At 42.4% G+C, this 21225-nt stretch carries 15 protein-coding genes, 2 tRNA genes and 3 rRNA genes; 16 read left to right on the forward strand and 4 right to left on the reverse strand.

The genetic code is table 11. The features are described 5' to 3' along the window. Nucleotides 1-173: 173 nt before the first annotated feature. The 5 genes from ABJ384_RS02230 to ABJ384_RS02250 all read left to right on the forward strand — a co-directional run bounded on the left by ABJ384_RS02230 (nt 174) and on the right by ABJ384_RS02250 (nt 4794). A complete protein-coding gene (locus ABJ384_RS02230) occupies nt 174-2147 on the forward strand; it encodes a transglycosylase SLT domain-containing protein (protein ID WP_349928630.1) in 1974 nt (657 codons plus the stop codon). 38 nt (nt 2148-2185) lie between these two features. Beyond that, nucleotides 2186-2842, forward strand: coding sequence for a ribonuclease I (locus ABJ384_RS02235; RefSeq protein WP_349929693.1), 657 nt, complete (start codon nt 2186-2188; stop codon nt 2840-2842). A 172-nt stretch (nt 2843-3014) separates the two neighbouring features. After that, the gene (locus tag ABJ384_RS02240; protein ID WP_086195731.1) at nt 3015-4001 is read left to right on the forward strand and encodes a malate dehydrogenase; all 987 of its coding nucleotides are present in this window, start codon (nt 3015-3017) and stop codon (nt 3999-4001) included. Nucleotides 4002-4167: 166 nt separating this feature from the next. Next, nucleotides 4168-4428: a DUF2789 family protein gene (locus ABJ384_RS02245; RefSeq protein WP_086195730.1), complete on the forward strand. Its 261-nt coding sequence runs from the start codon at nt 4168-4170 to the stop codon at nt 4426-4428. Between the two features lie 105 nt (nt 4429-4533). Beyond that, entirely contained in the window at nt 4534-4794 is a 261-nt protein-coding gene (locus tag ABJ384_RS02250; protein ID WP_349928632.1) for a DUF2789 family protein, read from the forward strand. Between the two features lie 112 nt (nt 4795-4906). Here ABJ384_RS02250 and ABJ384_RS02255 read toward each other — a convergent pair whose 3' ends face one another. Then, entirely contained in the window at nt 4907-5434 is a 528-nt protein-coding gene (locus ABJ384_RS02255) for a hypothetical protein (RefSeq protein ID WP_349928634.1), read from the reverse strand. A 74-nt stretch (nt 5435-5508) separates the two neighbouring features. Further along, complete coding sequence (locus ABJ384_RS02260; RefSeq protein ID WP_349928636.1) at nt 5509-6111, reverse strand: 2OG-Fe(II) oxygenase; 603 nt, start codon at nt 6109-6111, stop codon at nt 5509-5511. 116 nt (nt 6112-6227) lie between these two features. On the opposite strand from ABJ384_RS02260, the gene rlmJ reads away from it, so the two are divergent. The 8 genes from rlmJ to rrf all read left to right on the forward strand — a co-directional run bounded on the left by rlmJ (nt 6228) and on the right by rrf (nt 14895). Then, nucleotides 6228-7085 carry a 23S rRNA (adenine(2030)-N(6))-methyltransferase RlmJ gene (rlmJ, locus tag ABJ384_RS02265; protein WP_349928638.1) on the forward strand — a complete coding sequence of 286 codons (858 nt, stop codon included), beginning with the start codon at nt 6228-6230 and terminating at the stop codon, nt 7083-7085. A gap of 45 nt (nt 7086-7130) precedes the next feature. Then, nucleotides 7131-7958, forward strand: coding sequence for a CDP-diacylglycerol--serine O-phosphatidyltransferase (gene pssA / locus ABJ384_RS02270; protein WP_349928639.1), 828 nt, complete (start codon nt 7131-7133; stop codon nt 7956-7958). A gap of 39 nt (nt 7959-7997) precedes the next feature. Then, on the forward strand, nt 7998-9071 hold the full coding sequence (locus ABJ384_RS02275) for a DUF6670 family protein (RefSeq protein ID WP_349928640.1): 1074 nt from the start codon (nt 7998-8000) through the stop codon (nt 9069-9071). 440 nt (nt 9072-9511) lie between these two features. Next, nucleotides 9512-11049, forward strand: a 16S ribosomal RNA gene (locus ABJ384_RS02280). Nucleotides 11050-11110: 61 nt separating this feature from the next. Beyond that, nucleotides 11111-11187 (forward strand) — tRNA-Ile (locus ABJ384_RS02285). 48 nt (nt 11188-11235) lie between these two features. After that, nucleotides 11236-11311: transfer RNA gene (locus tag ABJ384_RS02290), tRNA-Ala, on the forward strand. A 399-nt stretch (nt 11312-11710) separates the two neighbouring features. Beyond that, nucleotides 11711-14603, forward strand: a 23S ribosomal RNA gene (locus tag ABJ384_RS02295). Between the two features lie 177 nt (nt 14604-14780). After that, nucleotides 14781-14895, forward strand: a 5S ribosomal RNA gene (gene rrf / locus ABJ384_RS02300). Together the 16S, 23S and 5S rRNA genes with 2 tRNA genes alongside form the textbook arrangement of a ribosomal RNA operon. A gap of 197 nt (nt 14896-15092) precedes the next feature. Here the strand turns inward: rrf and ABJ384_RS02305 are convergent. Then, nucleotides 15093-16472 carry a dihydrolipoyl dehydrogenase gene (locus ABJ384_RS02305; protein ID WP_086195910.1) on the reverse strand — a complete coding sequence of 460 codons (1380 nt, stop codon included), beginning with the start codon at nt 16470-16472 and terminating at the stop codon, nt 15093-15095. A 151-nt stretch (nt 16473-16623) separates the two neighbouring features. Here ABJ384_RS02305 and ABJ384_RS02310 point away from each other — a divergent pair, with 151 nt between their 5' ends. Next, nucleotides 16624-18831: an Ig-like domain-containing protein gene (locus ABJ384_RS02310; protein WP_086195909.1), complete on the forward strand. Its 2208-nt coding sequence runs from the start codon at nt 16624-16626 to the stop codon at nt 18829-18831. A gap of 599 nt (nt 18832-19430) precedes the next feature. Here the strand turns inward: ABJ384_RS02310 and ABJ384_RS02315 are convergent. Next, nucleotides 19431-19766 (reverse strand): TIGR01244 family sulfur transferase, encoded by a 336-nt coding sequence (locus ABJ384_RS02315; protein WP_086195908.1) that lies wholly within the window; start codon nt 19764-19766, stop codon nt 19431-19433. Between the two features lie 124 nt (nt 19767-19890). Here ABJ384_RS02315 and ABJ384_RS02320 point away from each other — a divergent pair, with 124 nt between their 5' ends. Together ABJ384_RS02320 and trxC are read left to right on the forward strand one after the other, a co-directional pair. Then, a complete protein-coding gene (locus ABJ384_RS02320) occupies nt 19891-20787 on the forward strand; it encodes an alpha/beta fold hydrolase (protein ID WP_349928643.1) in 897 nt (298 codons plus the stop codon). Beyond that, nucleotides 20788-21225, forward strand: coding sequence for a thioredoxin TrxC (trxC, locus tag ABJ384_RS02325; protein ID WP_086195906.1), 438 nt, complete (start codon nt 20788-20790; stop codon nt 21223-21225). It abuts the gene before it with no gap.

A 21225-nucleotide genomic window follows, 5' to 3' on the forward strand; every position in this document is an offset into this window, starting at 1 on the left:
AATCGAAGCCAAACTTATAGCTCTAAATAAAGCTGCAAAAATATTGATTTGTGAAGTAAAAATGATTGAAAATTAATATTGTCTAATCATAAGGTTACATAACAGAACAGTAGAGTAGTGTAATAATAATTAAACTATTCAAAAATGATTAGGTGCGACCAAGGCAATATTAAATGACAGAAGGCGGGCATATGTTTAATCGGGTAATCAATAAAAATTATTATAAAGTGCTTGCTTTTGCTTTGGCATCTAGCGGTTTTATTTCGATTTCTTATGCGGCTGATGAACAGTTTAATGATGCTTTGCGTGCTGCCAATTCTGCAAATTTAGATTTATTACAACAATATCAGGCATCGATGCAGAACGATGTGCTGGGTTATTATCCGGAATACTGGTTATTGAACGCGAATTTATCTGCACAACCTTCCAGTAATATTGTTAATTTTGCTCAGCGTTATCCGCAATCGGCCATGGCGGAAAAACTGGCTGCCGATTATGTCGAAGAAAAAGTCAAGCAGGCAGATTTTGCGACTGCGCAGCCTATTTTGCAGTATGTGACCAATCCGGATCAGGCGGAAAACTGTGCGGTTGCGCAGGTTCGTGCCAAATCGGGTGATCCCCTGGTTTTTGCTGAATATAAAGATGTCTGGCTTGCTACCAACTCACAACCTGAATCCTGTACCGGTTTGGGACGTATGATGCTGTCGAGTCCCCTAATGACCGAGCAGGACAGACAGCAACGTTTGTGGGGACAGCTTCGCGCAGGCCAGTCGGGCTTGGCCTTGGCAACGGCACAAACGCTGGGGCTGAGCCTATCACTTGCACAGCTCAATCAAATTCAGGCCAATCCTTTAAATTATTTATGGTCTGCGCCTAAAGCCACCAGTGCAGATCAGGCTTATTTGATTTATGCCCTGGGACGTCTGGCTGATAGCGACTTAAATACCGCAATGGCTTCCGTTAAAAATGCAGCAGAGGGGACACCGCTACAAGTACAAAAATCGCTCTATCGTACTGTGGGCTATATTGGGGGAACCACGGTGATGAAAAACAATTTTAACCGTGAAGTACTGAATTATCTGGATGCCAGTTACGGTTTGCCCTTTAGTGCAGAAGAAGCGGAAATTTATGCCCGTCAAGCCATTCGTTTTAGTGCATGGGAAAGCCTGATTCGGGCCATTGATGCGATGGGCGTAACCCAAAAGCAGGAAGACCGCTGGCAGTACTGGTTGGCACGGGCTTCAGAGCAACGTGGCGATGCTCACTCTAAACGTGTAGCGCAAGAGATTTTTAAAAAACTGGCACAGGGGGATGATTACCATAATCTGCTGGCCAGAGATAAGTTAGGGCAAAGTTACAATAATATTCCCAATAATGTTCAACCTTCCAATAGTGATGTGCAGCGTTTAAGCCAAAATATTCATTTCAACCGTGCTTTTGCTTTACGCCGTGTCAACGCACCGGATAGTTATGTGAATCGTGAATGGAACTGGGCAGTGCGTCAGGCCTATTTAAAACATGATGATGGCTTACTGCTGGCAGCTGCAAAACGTGCGACGGATATAGGCTGGTACGACCGTGCCATTTACGCGGCTGACCGTACTGAATCCAAGCACAATTATTCCTATCGTTATGCCATGCCACATCAAAGTTATGTGGTCAGCCATAGTCGAAATGCCGGAATCGATCCTGCATGGGCCTATGGTTTGATGCGTCAGGAAAGTCGTTTTGTTTCACAGGCACGTTCACATGTGGGTGCAGGAGGGTTAATGCAAATTATGCCGGATACGGCGAAACTGGTGGCCCGGCAAATGGGCGAAACTTATAATCCGGCAGCTTTAACCGACATGAATACCAATATTCGTTATGGCACTTTTTATTTGTCGATGATTCAGAGCCAACTCAGCAATAATCCTGTGCTGGCAACGGCTGGCTATAATGCTGGTCCAAACCGTGCACGTCGTTGGCAACCGGATGCCCAGCAGATAGCCGCTGATCAATATACTGAAACCATTCCCTTAACCGAAACACGTGATTATGTAAAATATGTCATGACCAACGCCACCCATTATGGAGTGTTGCTTGGACAAGGAGCGCAGTCGATTGAAAAACGGATGAATATAATTCCATTAAGAAATAATCCTTAATTTTTAGTTTTAGTTTTATTGATAGGTCTGACTTGTTGATGATATTTTCTGGGCGAACTTCAGTTTTACTAAGATGGGCACTGTTCGCGGTGAGCAGTGCTGGACTAGGGCTGTTTGCACCTCAAACTTTTGCAGCCCCTTTGCAGGGTTATGTCATGGTGGTACAAATGACCCCTGCGGTATGCATGTTTGATGCCCAAAAATCAAAACAGCGAAAATGTCTGGAAGGCTATTCGCTGAATATTTCCGGTTTGTATCCGGAAACTTCGGAAACCGAGTGCAGGACCACATCCTCTGCGGCTTTATCTCCCTTACAGGCGAAAGTCGTGGCACGAGTCATGCCCGATGAAAATGCCCGCATGCAACTTTGGCGTGGAATTGGCGGATGTGTACAGATGAACTCAAGTCAATATTTCCGTACCATCATTAATTATGCTGAACGTCTCAAAATTCCGAAGGAATTAACCAGTCCTGAAACGCGAGCCATGCATCAGACCAATCTTCGGCTGCAGTTTCTGCGTTTGAATCCAAGTTTACCTGCCAATGCCATTAGATTTAGCTGTTCGACTTTCCAGGGAAATGCCATTCTGACCGAAGTGAAACTTTGCTACAAAAATAATGGACAGTACAAGCGCTGTTCCGCAGAAGTGGAAAATACCTGTCCAAATTTATTTACCATAAAAGGTTCTTACTAAGCTTTTTTATATATTTTATTTATATTTCCTATCATACTTTTGTTGAAATCCATTCTCTTTTAAATGCATCTGTCAAAGTATTGGAGTACAATCTTTGCCGTTTATGATTATTAAGATTAAATAGAACAGCTATTTAATTATTATGACGATCCTCTCAATTGGAGATAATTACATGAAGCAACCTGTTCGCGTTGCCGTTACTGGCGCTGCTGGTCAAATTGGTTACAGCCTATTATTCCGTATCGCTAGCGGTGAGATGTTGGGTAAAGACCAACCAGTTATTCTTCAATTATTAGAAGTTCCTTTTGAGAAAGCTCAAGCTGCGCTTAAAGGCGTAATGATGGAACTTGACGACTGTGCTTTCCCATTATTGGCTGGCATGATCGGTACTGATGATCCTAAAGTTGCATTCAAAGATGCTGACTACGCGCTTCTAGTTGGTTCACGTCCACGTGGTCCAGGTATGGAACGTGCTGACCTTCTTAAAGTGAACGGTGAAATCTTCATCGGTCAAGGTCAAGCATTAAACGAAGTTGCTAGCCGTGACGTTAAAGTACTTGTTGTAGGTAACCCTGCGAACACCAATGCTTACATCGCAATGAAATCTGCTCCAGATCTTCCAGCGAAAAACTTCACAGCAATGTTGCGTCTTGACCACAACCGTGCGTTGACTCAACTTGCTCAAAAAGCTGGCGTTGCAGTTTCTGACATCAAAACTATGACTGTTTGGGGTAACCACTCTCCAACAATGTATGCTGACTACCGTTTTGCAACTGTAAACGGCGAAAGCTTAAAAGACAAAATCAACGATGCTGCTTGGAACAAAGACGTATTCCTTCCAACTGTTGGTAAACGTGGTGCTGCAATCATCGAAGCGCGTGGTTTGTCTTCTGCTGCTTCTGCTGCAAACGCTGCAATTGACCATATGCGCGATTGGGCTCTTGGCACAAACGGCGAATGGGTAACTATGGGTATTCCTTCTGACGGTTCTTACGGTATCCCTGAAGGCGTAATGTTCGGTTTCCCTGTAACGACTGAAAACGGCGAATACAAAATCGTTCAAGGTCTTGAAATCGACGAATTCAGCCGTGAACGTATCAACTTCACTCTTAACGAGTTAGAAGAAGAACGTGCAGCAATTGCTGACATGGTTAAATAATTTAATCTTTTAGATTAAATTGAAAAGCACTCCACTAGGGGTGCTTTTTTTATATCTGAAATTTGCTCTTGAACAAAAAATAACACGCTGTGATGCAGTGACAACTGAATGTGTAAGGGTTTGCGTCTAATTTAAAAGCTAACAATAAAGGTTTAAGGAGAATGAGATGTTTGATCAACAACCTACATTGGAGCTTTTATTTGAGCAGTTGGGACTAGACGCGAGCCAAGAGGCGATAGACCGGTTTATAGAAAGCCATCAATTGACCATGGATATCCCTTTGCATCACGCTCCATTCTGGACACAGGCACAGCATGATTTTCTGATCAGCCATTGGAAAAAAGATGATGAATGGGCCATGGTGGTGGATATCTTAAATGAACAATTGCATACCGAAGACCGGCTTTCAACCTCAACCCATCAGTGAACACAAATTGAAACAACAAACCTAGTTTTATGACTAGGTTTTTTTATGAATATTTTATAAGTTAATTAAATAATAAATGACAGTTTGGTTGATAAGGAGTGTGCCATGCTTATGAATAATAACCCATCCTTTAAAATGTTATTTGAACAACTTGGGCTGGCTTCTAGCCCTGCAGCTATTGAGCTTTTTATACGGACTCATCAATTACCTGCACATCAAAACTTGCATGATGCTCCCTTCTGGAATAAATCCCAGCGTGAGTTTTTAATTCGCTATTTAGTGGAAGATGCAGATGAGTGGGTCATGTTGATTGATGAACTGAACCAGCAATTACATATGAATGCCACCAAACTGCAATCTGCCTGATCTTTGTAGACAGGTGATGTTTAAAACCTGCTGAGAAGAAGGAACTTTTAAGCAGGACAGATCATAAAAAAACGCCTCATTGCAGGCGTTTTTTTTATCGTTAAATCTGCAATTAATGCACTTTACTTTTGACTAAATGCACAAACCAGTCATGCTCACGGAATGGGTGAAAGGCTGGATGCTCTTGTACCAGAATCAAGTCAAAATCGGCAGTTTTACTGTATTTGGTGAGCCAATGTCGCGCTAAGGCGGTTTCACTCTTGGCCGCAGAAGCATAGGCCAGGAAAAAATAAACTTCCCCATACTGGTCGTGAGTGATGGGCTTTAAGATCTGCTGGGTAATCAAGGCAAATCTTTGTTCCTTGGTAATTTCAAAATACAACATATAGGCTTTGGCTAAATGCATAGATAAGTTCATATATAAACTTAACGGCATTTCTTCAAATTCAATACGGCCCTGTTCAAGCAGAACCACAGCTTCTTGCAGAAAATGAATCTGTTCCTGACGTACGATGCTGAGTGTAACCAGTTGCATACGTAACTCAGCACGTTCTAAGGCAAGTTTTGGCGTATTCCCTTGTAAATACAACTGATCAGTTTCGCCAATACGTTGAATAATCTGTTTGGTGTTTTCCCGCATCGGTTACATCCTCATCTGTCAATGATTGCTATATGAGGATGTTTTTCCAGATTTAAAGCATCCTCTGCTGTGAATTACCAAATGGAATTGCCGCTGCGTAACCATGCGGTAATGGACAAGCGTTGATGCTTGGCTTTGAGTACTTCGTGCAATAAATCACTTTGGAATAGGGCAATACGGTTCGGTTTTGGCGGGATAATGTGCCACTGATCATTTTTATCCTGCAAACGCAATTCGCCTCCCCAGTCTGCTTGCCAGTCTTCATGCAGATAATACACAGCAGAAATCACACGGCCATTTTTACCTTGGGGGTTGTCACGGTGCAGTGCATAAAATTCACCGGCGTTATAACAGGCAAAATGGGCTTCGACTTCCCGAATGCCCAGGAAAAAGGCTCGGTTCAGTTCTTCTCCCAGATTTTGCAAGGTTTTGATGTGCTGTTGGGCTTTTTCTAATTCTTCATTAATCCATAAAATATGATCACTACGAATTTTACTGATTACCCCGTTTTGAATGGCTGCATCTCTAAACTGATTTAAATGAGAAGTACATTCTTCTACTAAATCGTGAATATATTCTTCAGGATAAACATCATCAATAATGCTAAAGCCCTGCTGATCTAGATCTTCAATCATTTGATCAACATTGCATGACTTTGGAAGGTGAATTGCATCCATACAGCTATACTCACAATAGGATAGAAAAATGCTGTTGTATTCTAGAGCAAGATATCCTGCGGAACGAAACATTTTTTCATGCTAAAATAGCGGTTGATATCAGGAATTAAAGAAACATGAATTACCGTCACCATTTCCATGCAGGCAATTTTGCCGATGTCATGAAGCATGTGTTATTGCTGCAACTTTTAACACGTTTAAATGCCAAAGATAAACCTTATCGCTATATCGATACGCATGGTGGGGCAGGTAAATACGATTTATCGACGTCTGCAGCGCAAAAATCAGGCGAGTTTTTAAATGGTATTCACCGTTTAATCAAACTGGATGATTCAATCATCCGCAATGCGCCTGAAGGCGTAAAGCAATATCTTAAAATTGTTCAGGATATGCGTGAAGTTTCAGGTAAGGGTGCCTATCCGGGTTCACCGTGGTTTGCTCTGGAAGGCATGCGCGAAATAGATAAAGCGACTATTTTCGAAATGCAGCCTGAAGTATTCCAGCAGCTGCGTTTTAATATTCGTGACCGCCGTGCCGGCCTGCATGAACGTGATGCCTATGAAGGCTTGCTTGGGGTGATTCCACCTAAAGAAAAGCGTGGTCTGGTGATGATCGATCCGCCTTACGAATTGGAACGTAAAGATTTTCCACAATTGGTCGAATTGTTGGTTGCTGCGTATAAAAAATGGCCTACGGGTATTTTTGCTGTATGGTATCCAATTAAAGATCGCGCCATGATTGAACGTTTTGAAAAGAAAATGATCAAAACCGGTATTCGCCGTCAATTGGTATGTGAAGTTTGTGTATGGCCAGATGACACTCCAGTTGGCTTGAATGGTTGTGGTTTACTGGTGATTAATCCGCCTTGGAAATTTTCTGAAGATGCGGATGAGGCATTACAATGGCTGTTCCCACATTTACGCATGAGTGAAAATGGTGGGCACGCCGCGGTTCGCTGGTTGGTTGGTGAATAAGAGATACGTTGAAAAAGATACGGTTACATTTAGGATCGACAAATAATGACAAGTATAAACAAACCTGAAAGTGAATCTTCTCCACGTGATGAGCATGGTTTTGATGGCATCACCTTTGAAGTGGAAGAAGAAGAGCATACCCACGAGGGACAAAAGGTGAAACGTCGTGGCATCTATCTGTGGCCGAATCTGATTACAACAGCCGCTTTGCTATCGGGCTTTTATTCCATTATTGCCAGTATGAATGGAGATTTTACTCAAGCCATTTATGCTATTTTTCTGGCGGCATTATTTGATGGATTGGACGGTCGGGTAGCGCGCGCGATTGGTGCTCAAAGCCCGTTTGGCGAACAGTTCGACTCCTTGTCTGACTTGCTGGCTTTCGGCGTGGCACCAGCCATTTTAATGTATAGCTGGAGTCTGCATGATTTGGGGCGCATTGGACTGGCGGCCTGTTTCGTGTATACCGCTTGTGCAGCTTTCCGTCTGGCACGCTTCAATGTGCAAATTGGTGTGGTAGATAAACGCTATTTTATTGGTGTGGCAAGTCCGTTGGCTGCGGTGATCATTATTACCCTAGTCTGGGTCGCACAAGATTTCCCGCAAATTTTTGATCTGCGCGAATTGGGTATTCAGATCTTTAATGCGATTGCGATCATTGCTGTGGGATTACTGATGATTTCCAATATTAAATACTATTCATTTAAAACATTTGATCGCAAACGAGTGCCATTTTTTGTGTTACCGATTGCAGTGTTTATCTTTGCTGCAATTACTTATAATATCCCTGTAGGGATTCTGGTGATTTCCATTATCTATGCATTGTCGGGTTTTGTGACTACTTTCCTGGCAAGAAAAAATACCGCCATATAAAAATGAGAACGCTATACTGAAAATAAAAAGGAGCACGATATGCAGTTGTTTCAAGATTTATTTGATCGCTCCAAACAACTCAATCAGGCTCCATTTCAGTTGCGCTTGGCCTATCATGCGCAAAAAGGTCGCTATAAAATCATTCATCAAGGTTTGATGATTCCTGGTCTACCCGCACCCTTACATTACCTCAACTTCATTAGTCTGATCGGCCAGCCGAATGCGGCAATGCTGCGCAATGAAAGTGCCATTCAAACCACAGCTTTAGATACTGCCACTACCATTGCCAGTATTAGTCCGCATATGGTGGGGCAATTAAATTCTTACTCGGTGGGTGAAGATTGTCGTTTTAGCAACGGACATTTTCAGTTTTTAGACAGGGAAATCATTAGCGGAAATTTTCCCCATTTCTATATACAGCGTAAAGATAAAGAACTAAGTTTTGATTTATCAATTTGCACCAGCAATATTGTTTCTTATTTTACCCAGTTGCGTATGGGGTTGGCAGATCACTGGTCTTTACTGTGTCAATGTGAAGGGCAGGTGACTTATAAGGAACAAAAAATTGAGATTCAGCAGATGGGCTGTTTTGAATATGCTCGTTCCATTAATTTCCCCTATTTGCCTTTGGCATTTTTTACTTACCAAGTCATTAATCTGGAAAATCAGCGTCAACTGCTTTTGGCTCAAATCCGAGATTCATTCAACGGTATTTTACAGTCACGTTTATATCTACGAGATGGGAAAACAGGTGTCTCGCAAATGTTTGACCAGAACGTCCGCTTTAAAGTACATCGTGTTTATCCCAAAGTAAAAACACCAAATGGGCAAAGCATGTATTTGCCGCGTGAGTTTGAATGGGCTTATGAAGATAAAGATGGCACCTGCATTTCCGTACAGGCACAAAGCCGTGGAGATTTTAAATTTGGCTTGGCAGCAGGTTATGTGGGTAGTTTTAAATATCAAATCAGAATTAATCATCATGAAGAAACAGGTGAAAGTGGCTATTGTGAATATATCGATTGCCGCTCACTAAGCTGGCAAGAAAAAAATAAACAGGAAAAAATGCGTGATGAACTAGCCAATCCTATCCCGTTTGCGTGCAAAAAATAATAAAAAGCTTCTATTTTGTATAATAAGTAAACAGTCGTGATATTTTTGTTGAGTTATTTAAAAAAAGGAGTTGCAAGCGCATTAAAATGCTGTAGAATGCACATCCATCGGCGGTGATGAAGATTAAAACTTCTGATAAAACAGCAACTTAGTTAAAATTGATTGAGTTAGGTTTTGGAAAGAAAGTTTAAAATAATTTGAATTACTGATTGACACTGAGAATATCTAGTGTAATATAGCCGACCTAGCTTGCTGGTGACGAACCAGTAAGAAGATCATTAAGAGATTATGAAGAACAACTTGTGTGGATTTTTACTGGTTGATTGATCGAAATTATTTTCATTGATTGAATGGTAGAAATTACTCGAAGTTTATTTGAGAAATATTTGTCAGAAAATTGATGAGCCAAGATTGGTAGCCTTTAAGCTACTACTGATTTTAAACTGAAGAGTTTGATCATGGCTCAGATTGAACGCTGGCGGCAGGCTTAACACATGCAAGTCGAGCGGGGAAGTATAGCTTGCTATACAACCTAGCGGCGGACGGGTGAGTAATGCTTAGGAATCTGCCTATTAGTGGGGGACAACATTTCGAAAGGAATGCTAATACCGCATACGCCCTACGGGGGAAAGCAGGGGATCTTCGGACCTTGCGCTAATAGATGAGCCTAAGTCGGATTAGCTAGTTGGTGGGGTAAAGGCCTACCAAGGCGACGATCTGTAGCGGGTCTGAGAGGATGATCCGCCACACTGGGACTGAGACACGGCCCAGACTCCTACGGGAGGCAGCAGTGGGGAATATTGGACAATGGGGGGAACCCTGATCCAGCCATGCCGCGTGTGTGAAGAAGGCCTTTTGGTTGTAAAGCACTTTAAGCGAGGAGGAGGCTACTCTAGTTAATACCTAGGGATAGTGGACGTTACTCGCAGAATAAGCACCGGCTAACTCTGTGCCAGCAGCCGCGGTAATACAGAGGGTGCGAGCGTTAATCGGATTTACTGGGCGTAAAGCGTGCGTAGGCGGCTTTTTAAGTCGGATGTGAAATCCCTGAGCTTAACTTAGGAATTGCATTCGATACTGGGAAGCTAGAGTATGGGAGAGGATGGTAGAATTCCAGGTGTAGCGGTGAAATGCGTAGAGATCTGGAGGAATACCGATGGCGAAGGCAGCCATCTGGCCTAATACTGACGCTGAGGTACGAAAGCATGGGGAGCAAACAGGATTAGATACCCTGGTAGTCCATGCCGTAAACGATGTCTACTAGCCGTTGGGGCCTTTGAGGCTTTAGTGGCGCAGCTAACGCGATAAGTAGACCGCCTGGGGAGTACGGTCGCAAGACTAAAACTCAAATGAATTGACGGGGGCCCGCACAAGCGGTGGAGCATGTGGTTTAATTCGATGCAACGCGAAGAACCTTACCTGGTCTTGACATAGTAAGAACTTTCCAGAGATGGATTGGTGCCTTCGGGAACTTACATACAGGTGCTGCATGGCTGTCGTCAGCTCGTGTCGTGAGATGTTGGGTTAAGTCCCGCAACGAGCGCAACCCTTTTCCTTATTTGCCAGCGGGTTAAGCCGGGAACTTTAAGGATACTGCCAGTGACAAACTGGAGGAAGGCGGGGACGACGTCAAGTCATCATGGCCCTTACGACCAGGGCTACACACGTGCTACAATGGTCGGTACAAAGGGTTGCTACCTAGCGATAGGATGCTAATCTCAAAAAGCCGATCGTAGTCCGGATTGGAGTCTGCAACTCGACTCCATGAAGTCGGAATCGCTAGTAATCGCGGATCAGAATGCCGCGGTGAATACGTTCCCGGGCCTTGTACACACCGCCCGTCACACCATGGGAGTTTGTTGCACCAGAAGTAGGTAGTCTAACCGTAAGGAGGACGCTTACCACGGTGTGGCCGATGACTGGGGTGAAGTCGTAACAAGGTAGCCGTAGGGGAACCTGCGGCTGGATCACCTCCTTAACGAAAGATTGACGATCGGTAAGAATCCACAACAAGTTGTTCTTCATGACGATGTATCTGAGGGTCTGTAGCTCAGTTGGTTAGAGCACACGCTTGATAAGCGTGGGGTCACAAGTTCAAGTCTTGTCAGACCCACCACTACTGACGAAGTACGGAAAATCAGAAACATTGACTTATTGATAAGCTGGGGACTTAGCTTAGTTGGTAGAGCGCCTGCTTTGCACGCAGGAGGTCAGGAGTTCGACTCTCCTAGTCTCCACCATGTATCTTCGGATGCATAATAAGCAAACGGTTAGATAGCTTATAGAGCTTAGTAAGAAAGCGGCGTATAATGCGCGGCATTGTTATTAACCTCTGTGATTTATCACAGTTTCTCGATCTGACGAAGACGAGAAAAATCATTAACAGAATATATTTGAGTTGAAATAAATTGTTCATACTCGTTTTGAAATCGACATTAGCAGTCATTTATGACTGATTGATGAAGATTAAGAAATGAGTTACTAGCGATTAAACTGAATCAAGCGTTTTGGTATATGAATCTAATTGAAGCTGTACAGTGTTTAAGTGCACAAACGCCAACTGTAAGAGAGTGATGAGAGATCATCATAATCTGTTGCTCATCCTACTTGTAGGGATGAACGACTGTTTGGGGTTGTATAGTCAAGTAATTAAGTGCATGTGGTGGATGCCTTGGCAGTCAGAGGCGATGAAAGACGTAATAGCCTGCGATAAGCTCCGGGGAGGCGGCAAATATCCTGTGATCCGGAGATTTCTGAATGGGGAAACCCACTTACCATAAGGTAGGTATCGTAACATGAATACATAGTGTTACGAGGCGAACGAGGGGAAGTGAAACATCTCAGTACCCTTAGGAAAAGAAATCAATTGAGATTCCCTCAGTAGCGGCGAGCGAACGGGGAAAAGCCCATTAAGTCATATAAGCTTTAGTGGAATGCTCTGGGAAGTGCAACCATAGTAGGTGATAGTCCTGTACACGAAAGGGCTTATATGATGATGTCGAGTAGGGCGAGGCACGTGAAACCTTGTCTGAATATGGGGGGACCATCCTCCAAGGCTAAATACTCCTGACTGACCGATAGTGAACCAGTACCGTGAGGGAAAGGCGAAAAGAACCCCTGTGAGGGGAGTGAAATAGATCCTGAAACCGCATGCATACAAGCAGTGGGAGCCGACTTGTTCGGTGACTGCGTACCTTTTGTATAATGGGTCAGCGACTTATATTCAGTAGCGAGGTTAACCGAATAGGGGAGCCGTAGAGAAATCGAGTCTTAATAGGGCGTTTAGTTGCTGGGTATAGACCCGAAACCGGGTGATCTATCCATGAGCAGGTTGAAGGTTAGGTAACACTGACTGGAGGACCGAACCCACTGTCGTTGAAAAGCCAGGGGATGACTTGTGGATAGGGGTGAAAGGCTAATCAAACTCGGTGATAGCTGGTTCTCCCCGAAAGCTATTTAGGTAGCGCCTCGGACGAATACCATTGGGGGTAGAGCACTGTTTCGGCTAGGGGGTCATCCCGACTTACCAAACCGATGCAAACTCCGAATACCAATGAGTACTATCCGGGAGACAGACTGCGGGTGCTAACGTCCGTAGTCAAGAGGAAAACAATCCAGACCGCCAGCTAAGGCCCCAAAATCATAGTTAAGTGGGAAACGATGTGGGAAGGCATAGACAGCTAGGAAGTTGGCTTAGAAGCAGCCACCCTTTAAAGAAAGCGTAATAGCTCACTAGTCGAGTCGGCCTGCGCGGAAGATGTAACGGGGCTAAAACTATGTGCCGAAGCTGCGGATGTATACTTTGTATACGTGGTAGGGGAGCGTTCTGTAAGCCGATGAAGGTGGATTGAGAAGTCTGCTGGAGGTATCAGAAGTGCGAATGCTGACGTGAGTAACGACAAAGCGGGTGAAAAACCCGCTCGCTGAAAGACCAAGGGTTCCAGTCCAACGTTAATCGGGGCTGGGTGAGTCGACCCCTAAGGCGAGGCCGAAAGGCGTAGTCGATGGGAAATTGGTTAATATTCCAATACTTCAGTGTAATGCGATGAGAGGACGGAGAAGGTTAAGTCAGCCTGGCGTTGGTTGTCCAGGTGGAAGGAAGTAGGCATGCATCTTAGGCAAATCCGGGGTGCTCTATGCTGAGATCTGATAGCAAGCTGTACTTGTACAGTGAAGTGGCTGATACCATACTTCCAGGAAAAGTCTCTAAGCTTCAGTTACACTGGAATCGTACCCGAAACCGACACAGGTGGTCAGGTCGAGTAGACCAAAGCGCTTGAGAGAACTCTGCTGAAGGAACTAGGCAAAATGGTACCGTAACTTCGGGAGAAGGTACGCTGCTTTTGGTGATGGAACTTGCTTCCTGAGCTGAGAGCAGCCACAGAAACCAGGCCCCTGCAACTGTTTATTAAAAACATAGCACTCTGCAAACACGAAAGTGGACGTATAGGGTGTGATGCCTGCCCGGTGCTGGAAGGTTAATTGATGGGGTTAGCGTAAGCGAAGCTCTTGATCGAAGCCCCAGTAAACGGCGGCCGTAACTATAACGGTCCTAAGGTAGCGAAATTCCTTGTCGGGTAAGTTCCGACCTGCACGAATGGCATAATGATGGGGGCGCTGTCTCCAGCAGAGGCTCAGTGAAATCGAAATCGCCGTGAAGATGCGGTGTACCCGCGGCTAGACGGAAAGACCCCGTGAACCTTTACTGCAGCTTGACATTGAACTTTGATCTTACTTGTGTAGGATAGGTGGGAGGCTTTGAAGCTGGGACGCTAGTCCTAGTGGAGCCAATCTTGAAATACCACCCTGGTAATATTGAGGTTCTAACTCTGTCCCGTTATCCGGGACGAGGACCATGTCTGGTGGGTAGTTTGACTGGGGCGGTCTCCTCCTAAAGAGTAACGGAGGAGTACGAAGGTGCGCTCAGCGTGGTCGGAAATCACGCGTAGAGTATAAAGGCAAAAGCGCGCTTAACTGCGAGACCCACAAGTCGAGCAGGTACGAAAGTAGGTCTTAGTGATCCGGTGGTTCTGTATGGAAGGGCCATCGCTCAACGGATAAAAGGTACTCTGGGGATAACAGGCTGATACCGCCCAAGAGTTCATATCGACGGCGGTGTTTGGCACCTCGATGTCGGCTCATCTCATCCTGGGGCTGAAGCAGGTCCCAAGGGTATGGCTGTTCGCCATTTAAAGAGGTACGCGAGCTGGGTTTAGAACGTCGTGAGACAGTTCGGTCCCTATCTACCGTGGGCGTTGGAAATTTGAGAGGATCTGCTCCTAGTACGAGAGGACCAGAGTGGACGAACCTCTGGTGTACCGGTTGTGACGCCAGTCGCATCGCCGGGTAGCTATGTTCGGAAGGGATAACCGCTGAAAGCATCTAAGCGGGAAGCCTACCTCAAGATAAGATTTCCCCGAGACTTTATGTCTCCTAAAGAGCCGTTGAAGACTACGACGTTGATAGGTTGGATGTGGAAGCATAGTGATATGTGAAGCTGACCAATACTAATTGCTCGTGAGGCTTGACTATACAACACCCAAACAGTTGTTGTATAAAGCATCAATTAATTCGATATTCAGCAAAACAGCTTGATTTAGTGAACGCTAAAGAACAAAATACGACAGCTCAGATATACCTGTTAATGAATTCTATTTGACCAAGCATTGGCATCTAAATAAGACCAAACGCAAAGTCATAAACAGTTGTGCTGGCGACCATAGCAAGAGTGAACCACCTGATCCCTTCCCGAACTCAGAAGTGAAACCTCTTAGCGCTGATGGTAGTGTGGGATTACCCATGTGAGAGTAAGTCATCGCCAGCTCATTATTCAAAAGCCCCTGCCAAGTGCAGGGGCTTTTTTTTTTTGCCTGGATTATTAAAATCCTCAAATCATTAGGGGCGTTTTTAGGTAATCTTAATGCTGCAAAAAGCCTAAAGCTTTTTGCAGTGAATTGTAAGCAGGATCGATTGATAGTCTTATCAAAAAATTATTAAAGGTATTTACTGAATATTAAACTTTTATAATCGCTTTAATTGTCTTCGAGCATGTTTTAAAGCGCTTCTTAGTCCTTCTTCTAAAGTTGGATGATAGAACGGCTTATCTAAAATTTCATCCACAGTTAAATTTTCAGAAATCATCCATGCCAGTAAATGAGCTATATGTTCTGCAGCTTCTACAAATAATTCTGCCCCTAATATCTTGCGTGAAGATTGATGAATATACACTTCGAGCGCACCACTGTTTTTAGCGAGTGCTAAAGCACGGCCTTGTTTTTCATAAGAAACCATACCTGTAACAAATTCAATTTTTGCATCGCTGAGTTGTTTGAAACTTTGTCCTACGGTTGCCATTTCTGGGGCGCTAAATACGATTGCTAAAGGTGTAAGTGTCTTTAAGTTTCTAATTTCAGGATAGTTTAAACAGTTATGTACAGCTTGACGTCCCTCATGTGCTGCTTCATGTTGAATAGGGGTGTTGCTATGTGCATCACCGATAATGAAAATGGGGTGATCTCCAAGCTGTTTGGTTTTATCATTAACAGGAAGTTTTCTAAGATCGGTATATGAGTGATCGATATTATTTAATAGTAGCGTATCTAAATAACTTTTTCGGCCTGTTGCAACCAGAAGATATTCCACATCAACTTGTTGAGATTGATTATTTTCATTGAAGTTAATTGTAACTCCTTGAGTATTAAGCTGAACTGTAGTCGGTAATATTTCGAATTTAATATTTAAATTTTTACTGATTTCATCTTGTACTAATTTCTGCAAAGCTGGGCTGCTTAGGGAGCCAACTTTACGGCTACGTGCAAAAACAGTGGTCTTGACCCCTAATCTTTGCATGGCTTGTGCAAGTTCGATAGCGATGACTCCACTACCTATTACGGCCAAAGACTGCGGTAATTTTTCTAATTCAAAAATCTGGTCTGAAGTGATGAGCCGGTCACCGAGCTGTTCTTTCCATTGAGGATCAAAGGTTGGGGTAGAGCCTACTGCAACTATAAAACTTTTAGCCTGATATTTCTGACCATTCACAGTAATTGTATTGTGATTAATGAACTGTGCCTGTCCTGATATTTTATGTTTTGCTGTCCAGCTATTTACATCTTTGAGTATCGCATTTGTAAAATGATCTCTAAGCATTCGAACATGTTGCATGATTTGAGATGTATCAATTTTTGAGGTAATAGATAGACCTACTTTCTCCGCAGTTTGGATATCATGCATACGGTTAGCAGCAGAAATAAGAACTTTACTTGGCATACAGCCGACACGGGCACAGGTTGTATCCCATGCTCCTTTGTTAATAATAAGAAGGTTTTGGGTGTGTTTTACAGCTTCTTTATAAGCAGCAATACCTGCAGTACCTGCACCGATAATAATGATGTCATACATTGTGATATTGCCCTCATTTTTTATATTTTCTAGGTTACCATACTAAAACATTTCCAATGCTTTTGTTTACATAAAGCACTAACTATGATTACATATCACGCAATATTAATTAAGAACAAGCTCTAAAGTTTTGAGGGTTCCGGGGATATTCATGAGTAAAAATATTAGTTTAAAATTATCTACAGTTGCTTTGGCTGTTTTACTTGCAAGTTGTGGTGGCGGTGGTAGTGAAGGTTATTTTAATAAGCAAGGTTCTACGTCAGGTAATGCTTCGAACCCTAGCACAGGCGAAGAAGTAAAATCTGTTAATATTAGTACTATTCAATTAATTGATTTAAATGGAAATATTACTCAAATCATTACCTCGGAAGGTGTAACAGCGAAAGTAAAAGTTACTGATCAATCAGGTCGTGGCATCAGTGGTGCATTAGTAACTTTTACAGCTACAGGTGGTGTCACTTTTGGCACTTCTAATAGTGCTGTTTTAACCAATTCTGATGGTGAAGCTACCATTTCTGTTACCCCGGAAAATAATAATACAAATGGTGCTTATAAAATTTCCGCTAATGCAGATTATGATGGTAAGACTGTCGCGGCAAAAGAAATAGCATTTTCATTGCAATCACTTAATATTACATTAGAAAATTTAAGTGCTGCAAATACAATGCTTGAATCTGGTGGTTCTACTAATATTACGTTAAAAACAAAGAACCAGAGTGGTGCTAATCAAAATAATGTTGCTGTAAACTTCTCTGCCAGTTGTGGTACATTTGAGCCAGCTACTGTTATATCGTCTAATCAAGGTGATGTCATTACTTCCTATAAAGCAATAGACAAAAATGGTGAACTTTGTGAGGGGCAGGATATAATTGTAGCAGCCAGTAATGGGGCAGCACCTGTATCTGTTCCTGTAAATATTGCTGCTATTAAGGCGGATTCTTTAGTATATACAACAACTTCTGCTATTGACTTGGGAATCAAAAACAGTGGATCCGCTGCTTCAGGACAAATTGAATTTACACTTTATGCGAATGGCACGCCTGCAAAGAATAAAGAAGTTCGCATCGAGTTGACTGATGCTCCACCAGATTTAAACTTTATTTCTTTAGGTAACCGTGATCCAAGAATCGTAAAAAGTGATTCTAATGGTAAAGTTGTTGTTAATTTATATCCTGGTAGTTTACCAGGGCCTGTTGAGATTAAAGCAACTCTTGTCTCAGCTCCAAATGTATCTGCTTTATCTAAGAATGTGAAAATTTCTACAGGCCGTGTGACTCAAAATGGTGTGAGCCTTTCTGTTTCTAAACAATCATTAAGAACAGATATTGATGGTGATACAGCAGTTATCACAGCACGTTTGCGCGATCGTGTCGGGAATGCTGTACCTGCAGGTACTGTAATTAGTTTTGTTTCTGAAGGTGGTAAGGTTGATCCAAATTGTGCAACAGATGTACAGGGTGTTTGTACCGTTACTTTAACGACTCAGAGTCCTCGACCATTGGATAACCGTGTGACGGTTTTAGCCTTTGTAGAGGGTGACAAGGCCTATGATGATAATGATGGGAATAACTCATTCTCAACTACAGATACATTGAAAAATAATATTGGCAATTTCTTCCGTGATGATAATGAGGATAATCTTTATAATACAGGTGAATTTATTTATCAAAAAGCAGTAGGTGCATTGCAATGTGCAATTTCTAGCTTTGCGCAGCCAAATATACAAGACACTTGCGACAGTGGTTTAAGTGCAGTCCTACGTCAACAATTAGTATTCTCCTTTGCACATGACACCCCAACATTCGTTTGGAATACAGGATTTGATAGCAACGGAAAAATTACAAATGGTGCGGGTAGTTTTTCTTTCCAAGTCTTTGGAAATAGTCAAAAAACTGTACCAATGCCTTCAGGTACTACTATTTCTGTAGCAGTAAAAGATAACACTGATTTTCAGCCAAAAGCAAAGCTTCAAGTCGATACTGCAGATTCAACTAAACAAATTTTAAAAGTTTCTGGAGCAGAACCGAATAGCACCTTAATTGTAACGATTAATAATATTGATTATACTGTAGCAATTGATTCAAATGGTACTGGAAGTAAAGGTGATATTGCATCAACTGTTACAGGAACTCCTGAAATAACTTATAAAAATTTATCTTGTGAAGCTGAAATTCGAGGCGGTAATATAACTGTTCCGAATACAATGAACTTATTTACTCCCGCCTCATTCCAAAATATTGAAAATGGGGTTGTTAACTATACAGTGCAACTTAGAGGATGTACTCAAGGTGATGATGTTAAAATTATTTCCAATGTCCCTGCTGGTAAAACTGTTACATCATGGCTTGATATCAAATAAGGTATGTAAAAAAAACAGATGATTTTTCACACTTTATATAAAATTTTAGAATAAAAACAGCGCTTCGGCGCTGTTTTTATTTAAAGTATATTAAATAGATGTGCCTATGCTTACCCCAACCGTAGGTCGAACATTCATCGAGCTACATCCTACAATTAAACATGAAATAAGAAATAGAAAAATTATTTTATTCATTAAACACAATCCTAATTTTTGTTTCATTAAATAATAGGGAAGAGCAGAGCTACTTCGACCTGTCACTAATATAAGTTTTATAAATTCATCATCATATTTTACAAATTTAACGATGTCTGTTTTAAAAATTTTACTATCGGTAATGTGGGGAAATAAAATTTATATAAGCAATTGTTCAGCAATATGTCTGAGTGGATTGAATTAAGCCAAATAGCCTCGTCACTAATTAGAACGAGGTAAGTGATGGTAGACTTAAAATTTTAAAATAATTTAAATTTATCGGTTGTCATTTGACCTTTAATACGGACAGAAAAGCTTAAATTATAGATTGAATCAATAATTTATATGAATAACTGAATATTAAAGGTCAAAATGAAACTAAAAAAGCGCGCCTTACAACGTGCTTAATCATCCAATAAATCCATTTGTTTGGCCAGCTGGTATAAGTTATTTGAGCGATTGCCGGTACGGCAGAACATTAATACTGGTTTTGGCAGCTCATTAAAGTGATTGGCAAATGTACGCACATCAACTTCAGTAATCTGACCCGCAACTACGGGTTGGAACACGTAGTCTAAACCTGCATTGCGTGCAGCTTCTTCAATTTGCGCGCTAGTAGGTTGTTCTGGACCACCTTCCATATCTGGACGATTGTTGATAATTGATTTAAACCCTTTTTCAACAATTTGCGTTACCTGTTCTGGGCTAATTTGACCCGCAAAGCCGACATTTTCGCTCATTTTGTCACTCCATAATGTGCTCAATAGATATATGCTTTATGATAGCATTAAGCTGAAACCAGAGCTTAATCTGTTGAAATTTTTATAAGCGATTACAATCATAAAATAACGCACCGGAGCGCGTATGCATTCCTATACGGTTGAACCACTCTATGTAAATAGTGGGCACGAGGTCATTGCTGCGGATTTTTATCGTCCCAAAACCGAACATAAACCTGCTGTCATCATTATGGCACATGGTTTGGCTGCTTTACGTCAATTTAAACTGGTGCAATATGCCAAGCGTTTTGCCGAAGCTGGTTATGCCGTAGTACTGTTTGATTATCGTTATTGGGGCGGAAGCACCGGCCGTCCACGTGAGCTGGTCTCGATTCAATCCCAGTTAGAAGATTGGCGCACTATGATTGCCCATGTGATAGAGCGAAAATCGATTGATTCCAGGCGCATTGTACTTTGGGGAACGTCTTTAAGCGGTGGTTATGTTCTAGATTTGGCGGCACAATTAAAAAATGTTCAGGCGATAATGGTGCAAGTGCCATTTGTCGATGGCACAGAAAGTGCCAAGCTTTATCCTTTACAACAATTGCCGACAGCCCTGAAAATATCCAGCCAGGACTATATGGGGGCGAAAGTGGGTATGTCTCCGAAAACGTTGCCCGTTGTGAGTAAAAAGGGTTTATGCTTTATGCCTACAGCAGATAGTTATGAGGGATATCTATCTATTGTTCATCCGGATTATTATTGGAGTGGCGAGATTCCTGCGCGAGTTTTTTTTAACCTAATCCGTTATCGTCCTATTCAGTATGTGCGTAAAATCAGTGTACCCGTTTTATTTATTGCCTCTAAACAGGATAGCCTGATTCCAATTGAATCTAGCCGTGAAACAGCGACCAATATCGCACCTTATGTACAATACCATGAATGGGATATGCAACACTTTGATATCTATCATGGTCAATGGTTTGAAAAAGCCATATCAACTCAATTAGAATTTTTACACCAACATATTGGAGTGAGCTAAATGATTATTGTATGTCCTGCATGTGGTGCCAGAAACCGAGTACCAGAAGATAAACTGGAAGCACATCCAAACTGTGGTCAGTGTCAACATGCGCTTATTCCTCTGGCTCCAATAGAGTTGAATGAGCACAATTTTAGCAACTTTATTACCCATAGTGAACTGCCTGTGCTGATTGACTTGTGGGCGGAATGGTGCGGTCCTTGCAAGATGATGGCACCTCATTTTGAACAAGTGGCAAAACAAAATCCGCGAGTGATTTTTGCTAAAATCAATACCGAAGAATCACCTCGACTCAGTGGTGCATTTAATGTGCGTAGTATTCCTACATTGGTTTTGATGAATAAAACTAATGAAATTGGTAGAATAAGCGGCGCGCTACGATCTACAGAGCTACAACAGTGGCTGGATCAACATTTAAATGCCAATACTGGGAGTTAA

The organism is Acinetobacter sp. A1-4-2, from assembly GCF_040233925.1.
GTDB lineage: Bacteria > Pseudomonadota > Gammaproteobacteria > Pseudomonadales > Moraxellaceae > Acinetobacter.

Bases quoted from the DNA above. Each gene is read 5' to 3' on its own strand.
- ABJ384_RS02230 (WP_349928630.1), top strand. From the start codon at position 174: ATGACAGAAGGCGGGCATATGTTTAATCGGGTAATCAATAAAAATTAT.
- ABJ384_RS02235 (WP_349929693.1), top strand. From the start codon at position 2,186: ATGATATTTTCTGGGCGAACTTCAGTTTTACTAAGATGGGCACTGTTC.
- ABJ384_RS02240 (WP_086195731.1), top strand. From the start codon at position 3,015: ATGAAGCAACCTGTTCGCGTTGCCGTTACTGGCGCTGCTGGTCAAATT.
- ABJ384_RS02245 (WP_086195730.1), top strand. From the start codon at position 4,168: ATGTTTGATCAACAACCTACATTGGAGCTTTTATTTGAGCAGTTGGGA.
- ABJ384_RS02250 (WP_349928632.1), top strand. From the start codon at position 4,534: ATGCTTATGAATAATAACCCATCCTTTAAAATGTTATTTGAACAACTT.
- ABJ384_RS02255 (WP_349928634.1), bottom strand. From the start codon at position 5,434: ATGCGGGAAAACACCAAACAGATTATTCAACGTATTGGCGAAACTGAT.
- ABJ384_RS02260 (WP_349928636.1), bottom strand. From the start codon at position 6,111: ATGGATGCAATTCACCTTCCAAAGTCATGCAATGTTGATCAAATGATT.
- rlmJ (WP_349928638.1), top strand. From the start codon at position 6,228: ATGAATTACCGTCACCATTTCCATGCAGGCAATTTTGCCGATGTCATG.
- pssA (WP_349928639.1), top strand. From the start codon at position 7,131: ATGACAAGTATAAACAAACCTGAAAGTGAATCTTCTCCACGTGATGAG.
- ABJ384_RS02275 (WP_349928640.1), top strand. From the start codon at position 7,998: ATGCAGTTGTTTCAAGATTTATTTGATCGCTCCAAACAACTCAATCAG.
- ABJ384_RS02305 (WP_086195910.1), bottom strand. From the start codon at position 16,472: ATGTATGACATCATTATTATCGGTGCAGGTACTGCAGGTATTGCTGCT.
- ABJ384_RS02310 (WP_086195909.1), top strand. From the start codon at position 16,624: ATGAGTAAAAATATTAGTTTAAAATTATCTACAGTTGCTTTGGCTGTT.
- ABJ384_RS02315 (WP_086195908.1), bottom strand. From the start codon at position 19,766: ATGAGCGAAAATGTCGGCTTTGCGGGTCAAATTAGCCCAGAACAGGTA.
- ABJ384_RS02320 (WP_349928643.1), top strand. From the start codon at position 19,891: ATGCATTCCTATACGGTTGAACCACTCTATGTAAATAGTGGGCACGAG.
- trxC (WP_086195906.1), top strand. From the start codon at position 20,788: ATGATTATTGTATGTCCTGCATGTGGTGCCAGAAACCGAGTACCAGAA.